An 18,299-nucleotide genomic window follows, 5' to 3' on the forward strand; every position below is an offset into this window, starting at 1 on the left:
CACATCTTAGAAGCCTGCTCACGCCTTTGCCATTGCTGTTTGCGACGGGATTCGTGCAAAATCCGCCAAGCTGCATCCACCCCCTCCACCGCGGCCCACCGGAACGGAGAATGTCCCTTGCCCGCCAGCCACAATCGCAAACCTACAAGCGTTTCAATGGGTTTCGTCAGCGGCATGCTGTCGGGCATGCTGCGTCGCAACAAAAACCCTGTCCACCTGCTTGCCGGCCTGGACATCAATCTTGCAGACACGGCCAGCCGGGTTCCGGTGGATCGTTACACCACGCTCTACAACCGCATCATCGCCGATCTGGATGACGAGGCTTTCGGGCTGTTCGACACCCGGATGCGGCCGGGGAGCTTCGAATTCCTGTGCCGCGGCATGCTCGGCGCCCCCAGCCTGGCCGACGGCCTGGACCGGGCGCGACGCTTCCTGTCGATCGTGCTGCCCGATCTTGCAGTCAGCATCGAGCGCGGCGCCGACCGGGCTGAGCTACGGATCACCGAGGCCGCGCCGCTCATGGCCGGCCCCGACGACCCGGCCCGCGTGTTCGCCTTCGAATGGCTGCTGCGCCTCATCCACAGCCTGTCGTGCTGGCTGGTCGGGCGCGGGCTGGCGCTGGATTCCGTGGATTTTCCGTTCAGCCGCCCGGCCCATGCCGATGACTACACGCTGGTGTACACCGAGCGCTCCAGCTTCGTCGGCGGCAGCCGGCTCACCGCCCGTTTCAACGCCACCCTGCTCGACCTGCCGATCCGCCGCGATGAAGCGGCGCTGGCGAGCTTTCTCGAGGGCGCGCCGGGGCGCATCAGCATGCTTTACCGGCGCGACCGCGCCACCGTGCTGCGCGTGCGTGACCTGATCCGCGACGCCCTGCCGGCCAGCCTGTCGCAGGACGAAGTGGCCAGCCGCCTGCACATGTCGCCGCGCACCCTGCACCGCCGGCTCGACGAGGAAGGCGCCAGCTTTCGCAGCATCAAGGAAGCCCTGCGCCGCGACATCGCGCTGGCCCGCCTCACCAAAACCCGCCAGCCCATCGCCCGCGTGGCCGCCGACCTGGGCTACGCCGACACCTCGGCCTTCTACCGGGCCTTCACCAGCTGGACCGGCCTGTCGCCGGAGCGCTATCGCAAGCAACTCGCGAACAGTGCCCCGCTCCCCGGCAGCGACGACACCTAAAATGGCCCGCAATACTTCCGAACCCCACCCATGCCGATCACGCCCGAACCCCTGACCGAAGAACTCATCCGCGAGGCGGACGGGCTATTTCTTGGCCTGTTGCGCAACGCGATGATCGGCGTCTACATCATCCAGAACGGGCTCTTCCGTTATGTGAACCCGCGTTTTGCCGAAATGTTCGGCTACACCCAGGAAGACATCTGCGGCCACCTCGGCCCGGCCGACCTGATCGAGCCCCAGGACCGCGACAAGGTGCAGCAAGCCATCGACAAGCGCATCGACGGACTCGCCGAAACGGCTCACTACACCTTTCACGGCGCCCATCGCGAGCGGCGGGCGCTGGAGCTGGAAGTCTTCGGAACCCGCACCGAGTTTGCCGGCAAGCCGGCCATCATCGGCATGCTGATCGACATCACCGCCCGCCGCGCCGCCGAACGCACCGCCACCGAGCAGCTCAACTTCATCGGCCAGCTCATCGAGGCCATCCCCAGCCCGCTCTTCTTCAAGGACGAACAGGCCCGCTACGTCGGCTGCAACAAGGCCTTCGAAGCCTTCCTCGGAAGCCCCCGCGACGCAATCATCGGGCGCTCGGTATTCGAGCTGTCGCCCCCCGATCTGGCCCAGCGCTACCACGCCGCCGACCAGGCCCTGTTCGACAACCCCGGCGTGCAAACCTACGAAGCCTCGGTCGAGTCGGCCGGCGGCCAGCGCCGCGACGTGATCTTCAACAAGGCCACGTATTTCAAAGCCGACGGCCAGCTCGGCGGACTGGTCGGCGTGATCACCGACATCACCCAGCGCAAGCAGACCGAAGCCCTGATCTGGATGCAGGCCAACTACGACCCGCTCACCGGCCTGCCCAACCGCCGCCTGCTCAACGACCGGCTGGCCGAATTCGTCAAGCGCACCCACCGCACCCACGATTGCGTTGCCGTGATGTTCATCGACCTCGACCGTTTCAAGGAAGTGAACGACACCCTCGGCCACGAAGCGGGCGATCGCCTGCTGGTCGAAGCCGCCCGGCGCATCGTTGCCTGCCTGCGCGAATCGGACACCGTGGCCCGTCAGGGCGGCGACGAATTCACCGTGCTGCTGCCCGGCCTGTCCGAGCGGGCACCCATCGAGCGGATCGCCGAAGACATCATCCAGTCCCTTTGCCAGCCCTTCCAGCTCGGCAACGACGTGGCCTATGTCTCGGCCAGCATCGGCATCACCCTGTGCCCGGCCGACGCGACAACCCCCGCCGACATCCTGAAGAACGCCGACCAGGCCATGTACCACGCCAAGGAAGCCGGCCGGAACCGCTTCAGCTATTTCTCGCCATCGATGCAGGCCAACGCCCTGGAGCACCTCCAGCTCGGCAAGGATCTGCGCCTCGCCCTCGGCGCGGGCCAGCTGTCGCTTCACTACCAGCCCATCCTCAACCTCGCCAGCGGCCGCCCCGACAAGGCCGAAGCCCTGCTGCGCTGGACGCACCCGGAGCGCGGCCCGATCCCGCCCGCGGTCTTCATCCCGGTGGCCGAAGAGCTCGGCCTCATCGACACCATCGGCACCTGGGTTTTCCAGCAGGCGGCCGCAACCGCCCGGCGCTGGCAGCAAAGCCTGCCGCCCGGGATCCGGGAAGCCCACCCGATCCAGATCACCATCAACACCTCGCCGCGGCAGTTCGCCAAGGGCAAGTCCCTCGAAGTCCTCCTCGAGAGCCTCGAAGCCCTTGAACTGCCGGGCAGCTGCATCGCCATCGAAATCACCGAAAGCCTGCTCCTCGACGAGCAACCGGCCGTCACCGCCCAGCTGGCCCGCCTGCGCGCCGCCGGCATCCAGCTCTCCATCGACGACTTCGGCACCGGCTACTCGGCCATGGCCTACCTCACGCGCATGGACATCGACACCCTGAAGATCGACCGCTCCTTCATCCGCAACCTCACCATCAACCCCGGCGATCTGGCCATCGCCGAAGCGATCATCGTCATGGCCCACAAGCTCGGCCTGAACGTGGTCGGCGAAGGCATCGAAACCGAAGCCCAGCGCGAGCGCCTGGCCGCCGCCGGCTGCAACTACGGCCAGGGTTTCCTGTTTTCGAGGCCGATCCCCGAACACGATTTCTTCGAATTTCTCGCCCGCCAGGGAGCCCCGGCAAGCCCATGACGTCCCGCATCGCCCCGCTCCCCGCCGCCGGCAAGCCCGGTTCGCCCGAAGAGCTGCGCCGCTACGACCTGCTGCTGGCCGGCTTCGACCTGCTCGACCAGGCCATTGCGGTGTTCGACGCCACACCCAAGCTCGTCACCTGGAACACCGCCCTGCTGCGCCTGCTCGATTTTCCCGAATCCATGGTGCGGGTCGGCACGCCCTTCGAGGAGTTCGTGCGCTTCAACCTGCGGCGTGGCGAATACGGCGCCGGTGGCCTCAGCGACGCCGAAGTCGAGCGCCGGGTCGCCGAGCGCATGGCCGCAGTCCGCGCCTTCCAGCCCCACCAGGCCGAACGCACCCGCCCCAACGGCCAGGTGCTGTCCATCCGCGGTGTACCGATTCCCAACCTGGGCTTCGTCACACTCTGGACCGACATCACCGAGCAGCGCCGTTACGAGCACCTCATCGAAAGCCAGAACGCCGAACTCGAAACCCGCGTGCACGCCCGCACCGCGGAACTCGAAGCCGCCACCAGCCGCATCGACAAGGTGGCCGCCCAGCTCGCCCGCAGCGAGGAACGCCTGCGCCTGATCATGGACGCCATCCCGGCCATGATCGCCTACGTCGACGCCGGCGAGCGCTACCACTTCGCCAACAAGGGCTACGCCGACTGGTTCGGCATCGACAAGAACACCATCGCCGGCAAGAGCATCACCGAAGTGTTCGGCATCGACGCCTACACCCAGATCCGGCCCTACCTCGATCAGGCCTACACCGGCGAGCGGGTCAGCTACGAATACAGCCGCATCAACGCCGCCGGCCGCCAGGTGTACGCCCGCAGCGTGGTGGTGCCCGAAGCCTCCGAAGCCGGCGGCGTGCAGGGTTTTTTCGTGCTGTCCATCGACATCACCGAACAAAAGGCCAGCCAGGCGGCGCTGATCCAGGCCCAAAAGATGGAAGCCGTCGGCCAGCTCACCGGCGGCCTCGCCCATGATTTCAACAACCTGCTCACCATCATCACCGGCAACCTCGCCACGCTGAAGGACAAGCTGCCCGCCCACCCGGACTTCGAGGATCACCTCGAACCGGCCCTCGCCGCCGCCCGCCGGGGTGCCGAACTGATCCGCCGCCTGCTCACCTTTTCGCGCCAGCAATCCCTCGACCCCTGCCCGGTGGAAGTCGGCGCCCTCGTCCACGGCATGATGCAGCTGCTGTCCCGCTCGCTCACCGAGCGCATCGCCATCCGCCTCGACCTGCCCACCGAAAAACTCCACGCCCTGATCGACCCCCACCAGCTCGAAAGCGCCCTCCTCAACCTCGCCATCAACGCCCGCGACGCGATGCCCGACGGCGGCCGGCTGAGCATCGCCGTGGCCCGCCGCCACATCCCCAAAAGCCTCGCCCTGCTGGTCGATACGCCGCCCGGCGACTACGTGCAGTTCGACGTCGCCGACACCGGAACCGGCATCGCGCCAGAACACCTGCCGCGGGTCTTCGAACCCTTCTTCACCACCAAATCCTTCGGCGCCGGCAGCGGCCTCGGGCTGGCCATGGTGTATGGCTTCATCCGCCAGTCCGGCGGCAACATCCGCATCCTCAGCACCCCGGGCGTCGGCACCAGCGTGCGCTTCATCGTCCCGATGACCGACGCCCCCGTCCCGGCACCCGCACCGGCCCGCCACACCGCCGACGGCGCGGACGCGAGCCGGCTGGTACTGCTGGTCGAGGACGACCCCGAAGTGCGCAAGGTCATCCGCCAACAGCTCACCGAGCTCGGCTACCCGGTGCTCGAAGCCGCCAACGGCGTCGACGCCGGCACCATGCTGGAGGCAGTGGAAGACATCGCGCTGCTCGTCTCCGACACCGTCATGCCCGGCATGGGCGGGCGCGAACTGGCCGCCCTGGCGCGCCGGCTGCGCCCGCAACTGCCCATTCTGCTGATCACCGGCTACGCCACCGGCGAGGCGCCTGCCGCCATGCCGGACATCCCGACCCTGCGCAAACCTTTCGAGCGCGCCGGACTCGCCGACGCCATCGCCACGGCCGTCGCCGCCGCCGTTCCCCCGGAGACCCCGGCACCATGACATTCGCCGACCACGACAGTCCGCTCATCTTCGTCCTCGAGGATGAAACCGACATCGCCCGCCTGATCGCCGGCACCCTCGCCGAATACGGTTTTCGCAGCGAAAGCTTCGGCACCGGACGCGCCCTGCTGGCCCGCGTCAAACGCATCCAGCCCGAACTGGCCATCCTCGACCTCGGCCTGCCCGACATGGACGGCCTGCAGGTGCTGCGCGAACTCCAGGAACAACACCCCTGCGCCGCGCTGATCCTGACCGGTCGCGACGGGCTGACCGACCGGGTGCTGGGCCTCGAACTGGGCGCCGACGACTACCTCGTCAAACCCTTCGAACCCCGCGAACTGGTCGCCCGCGTGCGCTCCATCCTTCGCCGCTACCAGAAAGCGGCAGCCGTCGACAACAGCGCCGCCCACAGCACCGTACACTTTGCCGACTGGCACTTCGACATCGGCCGCCTCAGTCTCGTCTGCGACGACGGCCGCGAAGTCTCCCTCTCCGCCGCCGAAGCGGCCCTGCTGCAGACCCTCCTCAAACGCCCCAACAAGATCCTCACCCGCGAACAGCTTATCGGCGAACGGGAACTCGACCCCTTCGACCGCAGCATCGACGTGCGCATCTCGCGCCTGCGCCGCAAACTCGAAGACAACCCGCAGGACCCGAAGATCATCAAGACCGTCTATGGCGCCGGCTACCTGCTGTGCGCGACGGTGACGTGGGATTAAGACCGCGCGCCCGCGCCGCGGCCCTGGCGCTCGGCACGGCAGCGCTGGGCGGCTGCGTCGTCTTCATGCCCGAAACCACAATCCGCTACAACCCGGCCTGCGGCACGATGGAGCGGCACATGGAGCTCCGGGCCTATCAGACCGCGGCATTCGTGAGTTGCCGCAACGACGGCTGCGCCGAATTGCTGGTGCTGGCCGGGGCCGTCTCCGCGGCATCGCTGGTGGTCTCGGGCAGCATCGCGGTGGTGGGAGACATCGTGTATTGGCTGGAAGCGGTGCAGCGCTGCCCGGGCAAGTGAAGCCGGCCCCGTCGCCGCGCCAAGTCCCGTAAAATCTCCGCTTCTTACTAGGGAGAAAACCATGACCAGACCATTCAAAGTCCTCGGCGTACAGCAAATCGCCATCGGCGGCCCGTCCAAGGACCGCCTGCGCACCCTGTGGGTCGACATGTTCGGCCTCGAAGTCACCGGCAACTTCAAGTCCGAGCGCGAAAACGTGGACGAAGACATCACCGCGATGGGCAAGGGTCCGTTCAAGGTCGAAGTGGACCTGATGCAACCCCTCGACCCCGAGAAGAAACCCGCTGTGCACACCACGCCGCTCAACCACGTCGGCCTGTGGATCGACGATCTGCCGAAGGCCGTCGAATGGCTCGGCGCCAACGGCGTGCGCTTCGCGCCGGGCGGCATCCGCAAAGGCGCGGCCGGTTTCGACATCACCTTCCTCCATCCCAAGGGCAACGAAGAGTTCCCCATCGGCGGCGAAGGCGTACTGATCGAACTGGTCCAGGCGCCGCCGGAAGTCGTCGAAGCTTTCGCCAAGCTGGCGGGCTGACCGCAACGGGGCCGGACAAGCTTCCCGGCCCCGCCGCAAGCCGGGAAAACGAATACCATGCGGGTAGTTAAATTCTCCCGACTGCCATGAAGCTTACCGGTCGAGCCCTCCAGATCTGCGCGTGTCGGCTGCTGACTTTTTTCTTCAGCCTGCTGCTTTCGCTTACCGGCGCCCCAGGCCGCGCCGCCGACGCCCCCACGGATCCACCCGACGCCTCCGCCGCCCGTTTTCGCGCCAGTCTGGATATTCACGAGATCGCTTGGCTGGCGCGCCACCCCGAACTACGGGTTGGCGACGGCCCGGATTTCCGCCCCTTCCACGCCTGGCAGGGCGACCAATACAGCGGCCCCAGCGCCGACTACCTCGAACTCCTCAGCCGGCGCACCGGTCTGCAGTTCCGCACGCGGCGCTTCGCCGACTTCCCCGCCGTCCTTGCCGCCCTCGACCGCGGCAACATCGACCTCATTCCGATGCTCACCCACCGAGGCCCGGCGCAAAAAATATCTATTCACCGGCGGCCACCTGCACTCCCCGGCGGTGGTCATCACCCGCAGCGGCAGCATCGAACTCCCCGCCAGCCTGGACGGCCTGCGGATCGCCGTCGAAAAAGGCCACGCCTCGCACGAGGTGCTCGAACGCAGCAAACCGGCCGCACGACTGATCGACTTCGTCGACACCGAAGCCGCCCTGCGCGCCGTCTCCACCGGAGAGGCCGACGCCTACATCGGCATGCTGGCCGTCGCCCACTACTACATCGAGCAGCTCCACCTGATCAACCTCACCGTGCGCAAGCACTTCGACGCCGACCTCTCCGCGATGGCCATCGCCGTCAACCAGAATCAGCCGGTGCTCCACAGCATCCTGCGCAAGGCCATGATGTTCGTCAGCGACGACGAGGGCAACGCCCTGATCCGCCGCAATCTTCCGGCCATCGTCGGCATCCCCGGCGAACACTTCCGCCTCACCGCCACCGAGCAAGCCTGGCTGCTCAGTCACGGCCCGATCCGGATGGGCTACGACCAGGCCTTCTACCCCCTCAGCTACACCAATCCCAACCACCAGGCCGAAGGCTATTCGATCGAACTCTTCCGCCTGCTGCGCGACAAGACCGGGCTCACCGTCGACGAAACCGCCGGCCCGTGGTCGAGCGTGCTCAAAAAAGCCCTCGGCGGCGACCTCGATGTACTCGTGGCAGCCGCCCGCACGCCCCAGCGCCACGAACAACTGTTGTTCGTCGGCCCCTACCTGTCGGCGCCCACCGTCATCGTCACCCGCAGCAACTACCAGCAGGTCTGGAATCTGGCCGAGTTCAACGGGCGCAAGCTGGCGCTGCTCAAGGAGCACTTCCTGCACGACCGCATCCGCAAGGATTACCCAACGATCCAGCTCGTCGAAGTGGCCACCCAGGAAGATGCCCTGAGTCTGGTCGCGGCCGGCTCGGCGGATGTGGCAATCGGCAACCTGCACGCCGTGAACCGTCTCATCCAGTCCCGCTTCCTGGGCTCGCTGTACATCGCCGGGCATGTTCCGGAAGGCGACAGCGAGCTTTATCTGGGCGTCAGCAAAAAGTCCCCCGAACTGGCGGCGATCCTGCGGCGGGCGCTCGACGCGCTGACGCCCGAGGAAATCGTCGCCGCCAAGAACCGCTGGCTCGATACGGTGTATGCGCCGGCCAAACCGGAGCCCGACATCGCCACCCTTGCCGGACCGCCCGCGGCCGCGCTGCTCACCCTGCTGATCGGCGGCGCCTGGTCGGCCCGCCTGCTGCGCCGGGAACGCCAAGCCAGACGTACCGCCGAAGCAAGTCTGGCCGAACGGGCCCAGCGTCTCATGGCCGCCAACGCACGGTTGGAAACCCTGGCCAGCACCGCCGCACGACGCCTGCGCCGCTCCGCCGCGAGCCTCCACGACAACCTGAATCTACTGCGAGACACGGCCACCAGCGATGGCCGCGACGATGTTCCCGCCGCCCTTGAACGTCTCTACGAGAGCGATGGCCAGATCGGACATGTACTCGCGGATCTGGAGAGACTTTCGAGCGGCACCCAGGTCTCGCTGCCGCAGGAAACCGTCGATATCTCCGCCCTCGTACAGGCGCTCTGGCCGAAGCTGACCGAGAGCCACGCCACCCTACAAACGGTGCAACTGGACTGCGCACCGGATATCCGGATGCAGGGCGACCCCGTGCTGCTGCGCGGCGTCCTGTTCAGCCTGCTCTCCCGCGCGATCGCCCACGTCCGCCCTCAGGCCGCGGCCTGGGTGAAGGTGCGCGCCAGCGCAACGGGACGAGGATTCGAAGTGTGCGACAACGGACCCGGCCTGTCGCCAGCCGAGGCAAGCGCGCTGTCCGGTGCCGTCGCCCAACCCGACAGTCGCGGCAAAGGCAGCCTGGAACCAGACGGCGATACGGATCTTTCCATCGCGATGTGGCTGACCCATCGGTACGGCGGCGATATCTCCATCGTGCCGCAGGACAGCGGCGGCACCTGTTTCCGCATCACCCTCGGCGCTCCGGCATAGCCCTGAACGACCGGGCAAAGACGCCTGGCCCCTCCTGCCGGCCAGCGGGCTCAAACCTGCTCCAGATGGGCGATACCCCGACAATCCCGATCGTCCCATTGCGCCTTGATGTCCAGGATATCCGACAGGACGTCTTCAAAGGCTTCGATAAGGCGCGGTTCGAAATGAGTGCCGCTGCTTTCCCGCAGGGTGGACATCACCTTGTCCATCGGCCAGGCGTCCTTGTAGGGACGCTTCATCGACAGCGCATCGAATACGTCGGCGAGCGCGACGATCCGTGCCGACTCGGGAATCTCGTCCCGGCTTAGCCCGTGGGGATAGCCGCTGCCGTCCCATTTTTCGTGGTGACACAAGGCGACCTCCGCCGCGAGCTGGAAAACCGGCGCCCTTGAGCGGGCGAGAATGTCGTGGCCGATCTGCGCATGGGTCCGCATCACCGACCACTCTCCTGCATCCAGTTTTCCCGGTTTGCGCAGGATGGCGTCGGGGATGCCGACTTTCCCGGTGTCGTGCATGGGTGCGGCCAGTTCGAGGGTTTCGCATCGCTCGGCGTTCCACCCCAGGGATTCGGCCAACGCGCGGGAGTATGCGGCCATCCTCCAGATGTGCATGCCGGTGTCCGTATCGTTGAAATGACCCGCATCGCCAAGCATGCCGATGGCATCCCGATAGCTCTGTTCGAGCTGAGTTACCCGCACCAGGGATAGATGGATGCTCACCCGCGCCAGCACGACGGGCGCCGAGATGGGCTTGGCGATGAAGTCTACGGCCCCCGCGGCAAAACCAAGCGCCTCATCCCGCGCATCGTCATGACTGGTGACGAAAATGACCGGAATATGCTCGGTGGCGGGATTCGCCTTGAGCGCCCGACAGGCCGTATAGCCATCCATGTCGGGCATATCCACGTCCATCAGGATCAGGGACGTTCGATGCTTGACGGCTGCCGCCAGCGCCTCTCGCCCGTTGCGTGCATAGACGAGTCGATGTTCGCCAGCCAGAACGCTGCGCATGGCATCGAGATTGATGGGTTCGTCATCGACGATGAGAATTGGGCCGTTCATGACAAAACCTCCGCTACACACTGAAACCGGTTCTTCGCGCCGCGGACGAGTTGCCGCGCCTCCGCGAAATCGTAGGCATCGACGGCGCGACGCAAGGGCGCCAGAACGTCCGCCGGCAGACTGCCTGCAAGCTGCTTGATCAGGGGTTCGATCATGTCGATATCGTCGCTATCGAGCGCGGCATCGAGTTCCTGCAAGCCGCATAGCAGTGCGTCGTTCCCGAGCCTGGGCGCGTCGCGCGGCGGGGCGGCATCCGATCCGGCATAGCCGTCGATCGCGTGCAGCGCGGCGGCCATCGCGCTGCGCAAGGCGGGCAGATCGGCGCCCGGATCGCCCCCGTCGACGAGACACTCTTCGACGATGCCCGCCTGGTGTCCCAGCGCTTCGAGCCCGAGCTGCATCGCGGCACCCCGCATCTTGTGCATCAGCGCGGCGGCTTCGGCGGCGGTCAGATCCACGATCCCGTCGATGGAGTCGGCATAGGTCTGGGCAAACTTCCTGAGCAGCCGGCCGTAGGCGTCCATATCCCGCCAGATGGACACGGCGCGGGCACTGTTCAGAACCACATGCGAGGACGGGGGCGATCCGCTCGGCGCCGCTTTCGGAGACGCGCTCGGGGACGCAGCGCGTGTCAGTTCGACGATGGTGTCGACCAGTTGCTCCACGTCGAACGGCTTGGCCACAAAGGCATTCACGCCGGCCTTGAGCGCCAGATCGCGCTGGGCCTTGAACGCGCCGGCAGTCAGCGCGACGACCGGCATCTTCGCCAGCGCTTCGGTCGCACGAATCTGGCGGGTTGCGGTATAGCCGTCCATGACCGGCATCTGCATGTCCATCAGCACGATGTCGAATCCGTCCGGACTGTTGCCCAGCGCCGTCAGCGCAGCGCTGCCGTCGCCGGCAAGTTCCACGCTCGCCCCTTCCCCGCTCAGGATGCGCTCGGCCACGTCGCGGTTGATGTCGCTGTCGTCCACAACCAGAACCCGAATGCCCACCAGCCGCTGAACCACGGCCGAGGCATGCAGTGCCGGCGTCAGACTGCCCCGGCGGCATTTGGCCTCCTGCACCGCGTTGTATAGGCATGAACTCGTCACCGGCTTGGTGAGCACGACATCGGCGACTTGGCTTCCAGGGACCCGCTGCAACTGGCTGCGGTCATAGGCCGTCACCATGACGATGATGGGTGAGGATTCCTGGCTGGCGACATTCCGGATGCGTTCGGCGGCCTCCAGACCGTCCAGTTCGGGCATCCGCCAGTCGAGCAGGATCACGTCAAACGGCTTGTCCTCGCTTTCGTGAACGGCCTCCACGGCCTGCGCGCCGGACTCCACGACCTCCGAACTCCATCCCAGCCCTGCGGTGACGTCGGCCAGCGCATGACGCGCCGAAGGATGATCGTCGGCAATCAATACGCGCTGATGGGTCATCTCCGGCACGGCCGTGCCCGCCGGCTCGTTGCGTTCGAAGGAGAGGGTGAAACTGAACGTGCTGCCCTGCCCGGGCACGCTGTTCACCGCCAGCACGCCACCCATGAGTTCCACCAGACGGCTGCTGATCGCCAGCCCCAGGCCGGTTCCGCCGTAGCTGCGCGTTGTCGACGTATCCGCCTGGGAAAAGGCCTGGAAAATCTGCTTCTGCTTGCTTTCGGGAATGCCGATGCCCGTGTCCCGAACACTAAACCGCACGACCGCCCGCCCCGTCGTAACGTCGTCATCCAGTTTGTCGATGGCGACGGTGACTTCTCCGCGCTCGGTGAACTTGATGGCATTGCTGACCAGATTGATCAGCACCTGCCCGAGACGCAGGCCGTCGCCGGTCAGATAGTCCGCGCCCGCCGGCGGAGACCCCACCACCAGCTCCACCGGCTTGACGCCCAGGGTCGAAGCCATGATCGTGGCCAGATTGTCGAGGACATCCGAAAGCCGGAACGGAACATGCTCAAGCTCCAGACGTTCGGCTTCGATCTTCGAGAAATCGAGAATGTCGTTGATGATGGCCAGCAGCGAACGCCCCGCGCCGTGGATCTTCTGCACCATCGTGCGGGATTCGGCAGGCAGTTCTTGTTTTTCCATCAGGTAGGCGAGACCGAGGATCGCATTCATCGGCGTGCGGATCTCGTGACTCATGTTGGAAAGAAATTCGGTCTTGGCGCGGGCGGCGGACTCCGCCATTTCCTTGGCCTGAACCAGTTCGGATTCCCGCCTTTTCTGGAGCGTGATGTCCGAGATGAAAGCGACAAAAAGAAGCCGGGTAGCCGAGAGCCTTTCGTGACCGACCGCCAGATTGGCCGGGAAGCTACTACCGTCACGACGGCGGGCAACGACCTCCCGACCCTTGCCGGAGAGTACGGATGCCGCGATGAAGTCGCCACTCGCCGCCGGGCCGGACTCCATCAGAACCGAAAAGTGCTGACCGACCACATCGGCGGCATTCCAGCCGAACATCTTTTCGGCGGCAGGATTGAAGATCCGGATGATTCCATTTTCATCCGCCGTCACGACACCATTGACCGCCGACTGCACGATCGCCGTCACCTCGGTGCTTGTGATTCCGACCTGTTCCTGCAGGCGGTCGCGGTGACTGCACAGTTCGGCCTCCCGGGCGGAAACCTCGCTCTGCATCGAAATGAACGCGGCGCGGAGCGCCGCCATCTCCTTGCCCGCCACCTCCGGAATCTCGACCCGGTAGTTTCCCCGCGCAATCTCGGTGGCGGCCGTCGTCAGTTGGCCCAGCGGTTTCAGCGCCTTGCGCAGGAACACGCCGGTAAACAGCAGCACGACGAGCAAAAGACCGCCCCCGGACATGAGCAGGGATCGCCGCGTCGCGGCGAGCATCTGGGTAAGCTCCTGCTCGGAGGACTCGACGATCACCGTCACGGCACGGCGGGCCTCGGTGTCGTTGTAGGGAACGCGGATCGCAAAAAGCCGCATCGGCCCGTCCCGCCCCACCTGCGAGCGCGCGGTCGCGGCCTCGCTCATCGCCCGGACGCCGCTCATGTCCAGCCCGTCGAACTCGTCCTGCACGCGATAAGGCGTGCCGGTCTCGAAACCCAACGCGTGGCGCTTGTCCGGATGCCACAGAAAATCGCCGTCGTCGCTGACCAGGAATCCCTGCAGCGAACCGGGAATCCGCTCGCCCAGACGTGCGCACAGCAATTCGAAGTCAATGCTAATGAGAAAGATGCCGACCAGTTCGCCATCGCCCGTATAGGCGGGCGTAGCCACGCGCAGCACCGGCCTGAACGGCTTCTCGACCACACCGTTCCTGCGGTTCGGCGAGACGCTCGACAAGTGGATCTGGCCGGACGCGAGCTTCATGGTGTCCTGGAAATAGTCCTGGTCCCCATGCTGCCGAAGGTCTCCTTCCGGACTGCGCGAGATCAATCCGTCGTTCTGATCGACGCGCACGATTTCCCGTCCGTTGTCGTCGATGCCGATGAAGCGCATGCGGATATAGAGCGGATTCGGCTGCATCATGGCCGTGAAGATGGTCGCCATGCGCTTGAGCCACTCGTCGGCACTCGAGCCGCCAAACGGATCCTTGCCGTTGTTCCGTCGCGCCCGTGCGTAGCCCTCGACCGGAGGAATCGCCGTCAGCACCCGGACGTCTTCACCGAAGCGTTCAAACTGCTCCCGCAGATAGATGCTGCCGGAACGTGCTCCGGCCGCGACGTGCCGATTGAGGATGTCATCCAGCGCCGCCTTCTCGCGGGCGAGTTCGGCGTGGCCGATCAGCACCGAAACGCAGATCACCACGACCGAGAACCCCAGCAGCAAGGCCCGGTGCAACGACAGCGCACCCTTTCCGCTCAGTGCAGCGATAGTCATCGCGCGCCTCCTTGCTCAAGCGATCCGCAGACAATCGACTGACGCAGGATCGTCACCGTATTGCGCAGGCGAAGACCGTCGATGGGAAACGCAAAACATCCCAGGTAGCGCAGCTTGAAGCGCTGGCAGTTCGACTCCAGGTCGATGACGTCCGTGCACCTGCCGTAAAAGCCCACCGCCGGCGGCGAATCGATACCCGCCAGCAATCGCAACCACAGCCTGGCACCATCGGGGAGCGATTCGTGGCCATACAAAATAGCCATCGCATTCCACGCCACGATTTTCCGGATCGAATCCAGCCAGTGCGCCGAAGTGGCCACCTCCACATTGCCCATTTCCAGCAACTGGATCGCCACCGCCTGGAGCCTCTCGGCATTCCGGTCATGCACGATGATTCGCACTGAATTCATGGCTTTCCCCAAGCGACGGCACCGGAATGGCTGCCTGCATCGAGGACCTCGATGCTTGACCCAAGACTAGCGCTGCGTCATGGGCATAGCCATCGGGGATTTCGACGTCCGACTTTCGAAATTCCTGAGGCGCCTGCGCCACATCCGACCCTGCTATCCGAATCGGGAAGCGGCCGGCCGTCGTCTCAAAGGGCCACGATGCCGTTGCGAATCGCGTAGCGGACGAGCGCCGGAATGTCGTGCAGGCCCAGGCGCTCCATGATCTGGGCCTTGTGGGTCTCGACCGTCTTGATGCTGACGCTCAGCTCAAATGCAATCTCCTTGATCGACGCCCCCTCGGCCAGACGTTGGAGAATCTGCTGCTGACGCGCCGTCAGCACGTCGTCCTTTTCGCCGGCGGGCTGACCGCGTGTGCCATAGCGCTTCAGCACCTGGGTCGAAACGGCGGCCGACAGCCACAGGTTGCCGTCCGCCACGGTACGGATCGCCAGTTCCAGTTCGGATGGCGTCGCATCCTTGAGCAGGTAGCCTCGCGCGCCCAGGTTCAGGGAACGGATGACATGCTCTTCGTTGGCATACATCGAAAGCATGAGCACATGAATCTCCGGCACCTGCTCGCGCAACTTGGCGAGACATTCCAGGCCGGACATGCGCGGCATGTTGATGTCGACCAGAATCACATCGGGCTTCAGCCCTATCGCACTCTCCAGGGCCGAGACGCCGTCGTCTGCCTGTGCAATCACCTCGTAGCCCGGAATCTCCTCGATCAACATGGCCAGACCGGCCCGCACGAGCTTGTGATCGTCGGCAATCAGGATCCGGACCGTCATGACGCCACCTGGTCCGTCAAGGGCGCAACGGGGATATCGACCTGAATCCGGCACCCCAGCCCCGGCGCGGTGATCACGGCAAAGCGGCCTTGCATTCCGAGCACCCGCTCGCGCATTCCCGCCAGTCCAAAATGCCCGCACCGATCGTTGTCGGCGCCAAGCCGATCGGCATCGAAACCCACCCCGTCGTCGCTGATGCTCAGGCCGATCTGCCCGGACGCACGGGTGATCCTCACTTCCAGAACCCGTGCCGAAGCGTGGCGCAAAGTGTTGGTGATGGACTCCTGCACGATGCGGAAGCACGACATCTCCACGTCCGGCGGCAACCTCGCGTCGCCCAGGTTTTCATCGAACGTGATCTTCAGGAAAGAAGTCTGCCGGACCCGGTCCAGATGCCATCGCAGAGCGGCCGGCAGACCGAGATCGTCCAGTTGAGGGGGACGCAGCTGGGTAACGATTTCGCGGATGCTCGCAAACAGCCCCTTGATGATCTCGGAGGCGTTCCGGATGGGCACGGCCGCGGCCGGATCGGTGCACCGCCGATGGATCATCTCGAAGTTGATCGAAAGAGCGGTCAGCTGCTGACCGATCTCATCGTGCAGTTCGAGACTCAGGCGCTTTCGCTCCTGTTCGGCCTTCCGCCGCTCGGCATCCGCCAAGCGGGCCAGCGCATCCCGCAACTCGAGGGTGCGCGCGCGGAGGGTCTGGCGGGTATCCTCGAGCACCATCGTCCGCGCCTCGAGCAAATCGGCCATCCTGGCGTTCAAGCGCAGGACTTCCTCTTCGGCGCGCTTGCGGGCGGTCATATCCACCAGACTGACGATCACATAGGCATCGCCGTCGGCGATCATCGGTCCGAGGCCGGCTTCGACCGGAAATTCGCTCCCGTCGCGACGCAAAGCGTAAAGATCGCGATTGCTGCCCATCATGCGCGGCGGGGAATCGGCCGAAAACCCTTCCCGCATCATTCGATGCTTGCGCCGAAAGCGCTCCGGAATCAGCGCCTCGACCGACAGCCCGAGAAACTCGTCGTCCGGATAGCCGAACATCGCAGACGCCTTCGCGTTGAAGCCGACGACACGTCCGTCCGCCGCCACGACCAGTACGGCCTCGGCGATGGTCTTCAGAATCAGCCCTGCCAGTTCGTCCTTGGCCTTGCCGCTCAATACGGAGCCATCAAGTTGCATTGTCACCACCTGCTGCGCCGCAACACGCTCCCGTTCCGCAATTGCACCGGCCGAGGCGGCTTCGGCCAGGATTTCCGTCGCATACATCGGCGAGCCGAAGAAGACGGGATCGCAACGGAAAATGAATTCGATCCCTCGTGACGCGCGAACATGCTTTCGTCACGAGAAGCCACAACGGCTCAACGGGAATTCATGAAAAAACTTTAGCGCAAAGACATGCAGACTGAATGAACGGCGCCGGCAGGCACAGGCATCCCGCATGGCAAGGAAACGGACGGAACCGCAGAGGATCCGACGGGCAGTTGCGGCCACGAGGCCGCGCCGCCGCGGATGAGGGACAGGAACCCGGCTACAGCGCCTTCGCCTGGAAAGTGTTGCAGGCGCCCAGTTGGCCCGACGCCATCCCGCGCTTGAACCAGCGCGTGCGCTGATCCGCCGAACCGTGGGTGAAACTATCCGGCACCGCATAACCCTGGGCCTGCTTCTGCAGGTTGTCGTCGCCGATCGCCGCAGCGGCGCGCAGCGCTTCGTCCACGTCGCCCGCCTCGAGAATGCCGCGGGCCGCATCCGCATTCTTGGCCCACACGCCGGCCAGACAATCGGCCTGCAGTTCCAGACGCACCGACAGCGCATTGGCCTCGCGCTCGCCGGCCCGCTCCCGCGCCGCCTGCACCTTCTCGGAGATGCCCAGCAGGTTCTGCACGTGATGGCCCACCTCGTGGGCGATCACGTAGGCCTGGGCGAAATCGCCCGGTGCCTGAAAGCGGTTCTTCAGTTCCTGATAGAAACCCAGGTCGATATACACCTTCTGGTCCGCCGGGCAGTAGAACGGCCCCATCGCCGCCTGCCCCGTGCCGCAGGCCGTGCGCGTGGCGCCCGAAAACAGCACCAGGGTCGGGTCGACATACTCCTTGCCGTTCTGGCGGAAGATCTGCTGCCAGGTATCTTCGGTTTCGGCGAGCACGTGACGGACGAACTTCGTCTCCGCGTCGTTGGCGGGCGGGCCCGACGGACGGACGCTGGCGCTCGGCGCCGGCGACTGCACCGCCTGATTCAGCACCACGCTCGGGTCCACCCCGAAATACATCGCCACCAGCGCCAGTACGATGGTGCCGATGCCGATGCCCTTCCCGCCGATGGGCATTCCGCCGCCTCCGCCGCGCCGGTCCTCGACGTTGCTGCTTTCCCGGCTGTTGTCGAAACGCATGGAAGATCCTTTGATGGAAGCTGATCGCAAATTGGGGACAAAAAGGACATGCCCACGATTGTCAGCCCGTCAGATTAGCAGAAGCGACGACGGGCGTTTTTTGCGCCGCAACATTTTCCTTGTGTCAATTCGGCTTTCAGACTATAGTTGTCGATCCGGTGCAAAGCGGTTCGCACCGAGTCAGATCGTCCCTAGCCTTCCTATATCTCCCGTATTCGACGTGAGGTTGCCCTGATCGGTTAGTGCCGATATGCCAGTCAGGCAGCCTTACTGCCGCTCGCACTTCTGCGCAGCGGCGCGTTGCCGTTTTT

Annotated in this window: 14 protein-coding genes; 7 read left to right on the plus strand and 7 right to left on the minus strand. The window is 65.3% G+C overall.

The genetic code is table 11. From position 1 onward, the window contains the following. The first annotated feature begins 156 nt into the window (after positions 1-156). From Q1W26_RS08120 to Q1W26_RS08145, 6 genes are all read left to right on the plus strand, one after another. A complete protein-coding gene (locus Q1W26_RS08120) occupies positions 157-1,179 on the plus strand; it encodes an AraC family transcriptional regulator (RefSeq protein ID WP_300438264.1) in 1,023 nt (340 codons plus the stop codon). 30 nt (positions 1,180-1,209) lie between these two features. Beyond that, positions 1,210-3,327 (plus strand): EAL domain-containing protein, encoded by a 2,118-nt coding sequence (locus Q1W26_RS08125; RefSeq protein ID WP_300438266.1) that lies wholly within the window; start codon positions 1,210-1,212, stop codon positions 3,325-3,327. Beyond that, the gene (locus Q1W26_RS08130) at positions 3,324-5,393 is read left to right on the plus strand and encodes a PAS-domain containing protein (RefSeq protein WP_300438269.1); all 2,070 of its coding nucleotides are present in this window, start codon (positions 3,324-3,326) and stop codon (positions 5,391-5,393) included. The genes Q1W26_RS08125 and Q1W26_RS08130 overlap by 4 nt, the downstream gene beginning before the upstream one ends. Next, entirely contained in the window at positions 5,390-6,112 is a 723-nt protein-coding gene (locus Q1W26_RS08135) for a response regulator transcription factor (protein WP_300438271.1), read from the plus strand. The genes Q1W26_RS08130 and Q1W26_RS08135 overlap by 4 nt, the downstream gene beginning before the upstream one ends. Next, positions 6,103-6,411, plus strand: a complete 309-nt coding sequence (locus Q1W26_RS08140) for a hypothetical protein (protein ID WP_300438274.1) — start codon at positions 6,103-6,105, stop codon at positions 6,409-6,411. The genes Q1W26_RS08135 and Q1W26_RS08140 overlap by 10 nt, the downstream gene beginning before the upstream one ends. Positions 6,412-6,472: 61 nt before the next feature. Beyond that, positions 6,473-6,946 carry a VOC family protein gene (locus Q1W26_RS08145; protein ID WP_300438277.1) on the plus strand — a complete coding sequence of 158 codons (474 nt, stop codon included), beginning with the start codon at positions 6,473-6,475 and terminating at the stop codon, positions 6,944-6,946. Between the two features lie 281 nt (positions 6,947-7,227). On the opposite strand, the gene Q1W26_RS08150 is transcribed toward Q1W26_RS08145, so the two are convergent. Then, entirely contained in the window at positions 7,228-7,458 is a 231-nt protein-coding gene (locus Q1W26_RS08150; protein ID WP_300438583.1) for a hypothetical protein, read from the minus strand. Here Q1W26_RS08150 and Q1W26_RS08155 point away from each other — a divergent pair. Next, the gene (locus Q1W26_RS08155) at positions 7,379-9,466 is read left to right on the plus strand and encodes a transporter substrate-binding domain-containing protein (RefSeq protein WP_300438280.1); all 2,088 of its coding nucleotides are present in this window, start codon (positions 7,379-7,381) and stop codon (positions 9,464-9,466) included. The two genes, Q1W26_RS08150 and Q1W26_RS08155, sit on opposite strands and share 80 nt — an antisense overlap. Before the next feature lie 50 nt (positions 9,467-9,516). Here the strand turns inward: Q1W26_RS08155 and Q1W26_RS08160 are convergent, their stop codons facing one another. The 6 genes from Q1W26_RS08160 to Q1W26_RS08185 all read right to left on the minus strand — a co-directional run bounded on the left by Q1W26_RS08160 (position 9,517) and on the right by Q1W26_RS08185 (position 17,988). Further along, a complete protein-coding gene (locus Q1W26_RS08160; protein WP_300438282.1) occupies positions 9,517-10,527 on the minus strand; it encodes an HD domain-containing phosphohydrolase in 1,011 nt (336 codons plus the stop codon). After that, positions 10,524-14,354 (minus strand): response regulator, encoded by a 3,831-nt coding sequence (locus Q1W26_RS08165; RefSeq protein ID WP_300438284.1) that lies wholly within the window; start codon positions 14,352-14,354, stop codon positions 10,524-10,526. The genes Q1W26_RS08160 and Q1W26_RS08165 overlap by 4 nt, the downstream gene beginning before the upstream one ends. Then, the gene (locus Q1W26_RS08170; protein WP_300438287.1) at positions 14,351-14,764 is read right to left on the minus strand and encodes a hypothetical protein; all 414 of its coding nucleotides are present in this window, start codon (positions 14,762-14,764) and stop codon (positions 14,351-14,353) included. Before Q1W26_RS08170 ends, Q1W26_RS08165 begins: the two co-directional genes overlap by 4 nt. 185 nt (positions 14,765-14,949) lie before the next feature. Further along, positions 14,950-15,594 (minus strand): response regulator transcription factor, encoded by a 645-nt coding sequence (locus Q1W26_RS08175; protein WP_300438290.1) that lies wholly within the window; start codon positions 15,592-15,594, stop codon positions 14,950-14,952. Beyond that, on the minus strand, positions 15,591-16,868 hold the full coding sequence (locus Q1W26_RS08180; RefSeq protein ID WP_300438293.1) for a PAS domain S-box protein: 1,278 nt from the start codon (positions 16,866-16,868) through the stop codon (positions 15,591-15,593). The genes Q1W26_RS08175 and Q1W26_RS08180 overlap by 4 nt, the downstream gene beginning before the upstream one ends. 262 nt (positions 16,869-17,130) lie before the next feature. After that, positions 17,131-17,988: a neutral zinc metallopeptidase gene (locus Q1W26_RS08185; RefSeq protein ID WP_300438296.1), complete on the minus strand. Its 858-nt coding sequence runs from the start codon at positions 17,986-17,988 to the stop codon at positions 17,131-17,133. Between the last annotated feature and the right edge of the window lie 311 nt (positions 17,989-18,299).

Source organism: Zoogloea sp. (assembly GCF_030157465.1).
Classification (GTDB): Bacteria; Pseudomonadota; Gammaproteobacteria; order Burkholderiales; family Rhodocyclaceae; genus Zoogloea.

Coding starts and splice junctions, on each gene's coding strand:
- Q1W26_RS08120 (WP_300438264.1), top strand. CDS start 157: ATGGGTTTCGTCAGCGGCATGCTGTCGGGCATGCTGCGTCGCAACAAA.
- Q1W26_RS08125 (WP_300438266.1), top strand. CDS start 1,210: ATGCCGATCACGCCCGAACCCCTGACCGAAGAACTCATCCGCGAGGCG.
- Q1W26_RS08130 (WP_300438269.1), top strand. CDS start 3,324: ATGACGTCCCGCATCGCCCCGCTCCCCGCCGCCGGCAAGCCCGGTTCG.
- Q1W26_RS08135 (WP_300438271.1), top strand. CDS start 5,390: ATGACATTCGCCGACCACGACAGTCCGCTCATCTTCGTCCTCGAGGAT.
- Q1W26_RS08145 (WP_300438277.1), top strand. CDS start 6,473: ATGACCAGACCATTCAAAGTCCTCGGCGTACAGCAAATCGCCATCGGC.
- Q1W26_RS08160 (WP_300438282.1), bottom strand. CDS start 10,527: ATGAACGGCCCAATTCTCATCGTCGATGACGAACCCATCAATCTCGAT.
- Q1W26_RS08165 (WP_300438284.1), bottom strand. CDS start 14,354: ATGACTATCGCTGCACTGAGCGGAAAGGGTGCGCTGTCGTTGCACCGG.
- Q1W26_RS08170 (WP_300438287.1), bottom strand. CDS start 14,764: ATGAATTCAGTGCGAATCATCGTGCATGACCGGAATGCCGAGAGGCTC.
- Q1W26_RS08175 (WP_300438290.1), bottom strand. CDS start 15,594: ATGACGGTCCGGATCCTGATTGCCGACGATCACAAGCTCGTGCGGGCC.
- Q1W26_RS08180 (WP_300438293.1), bottom strand. CDS start 16,868: ATGTATGCGACGGAAATCCTGGCCGAAGCCGCCTCGGCCGGTGCAATT.
- Q1W26_RS08185 (WP_300438296.1), bottom strand. CDS start 17,988: ATGCGTTTCGACAACAGCCGGGAAAGCAGCAACGTCGAGGACCGGCGC.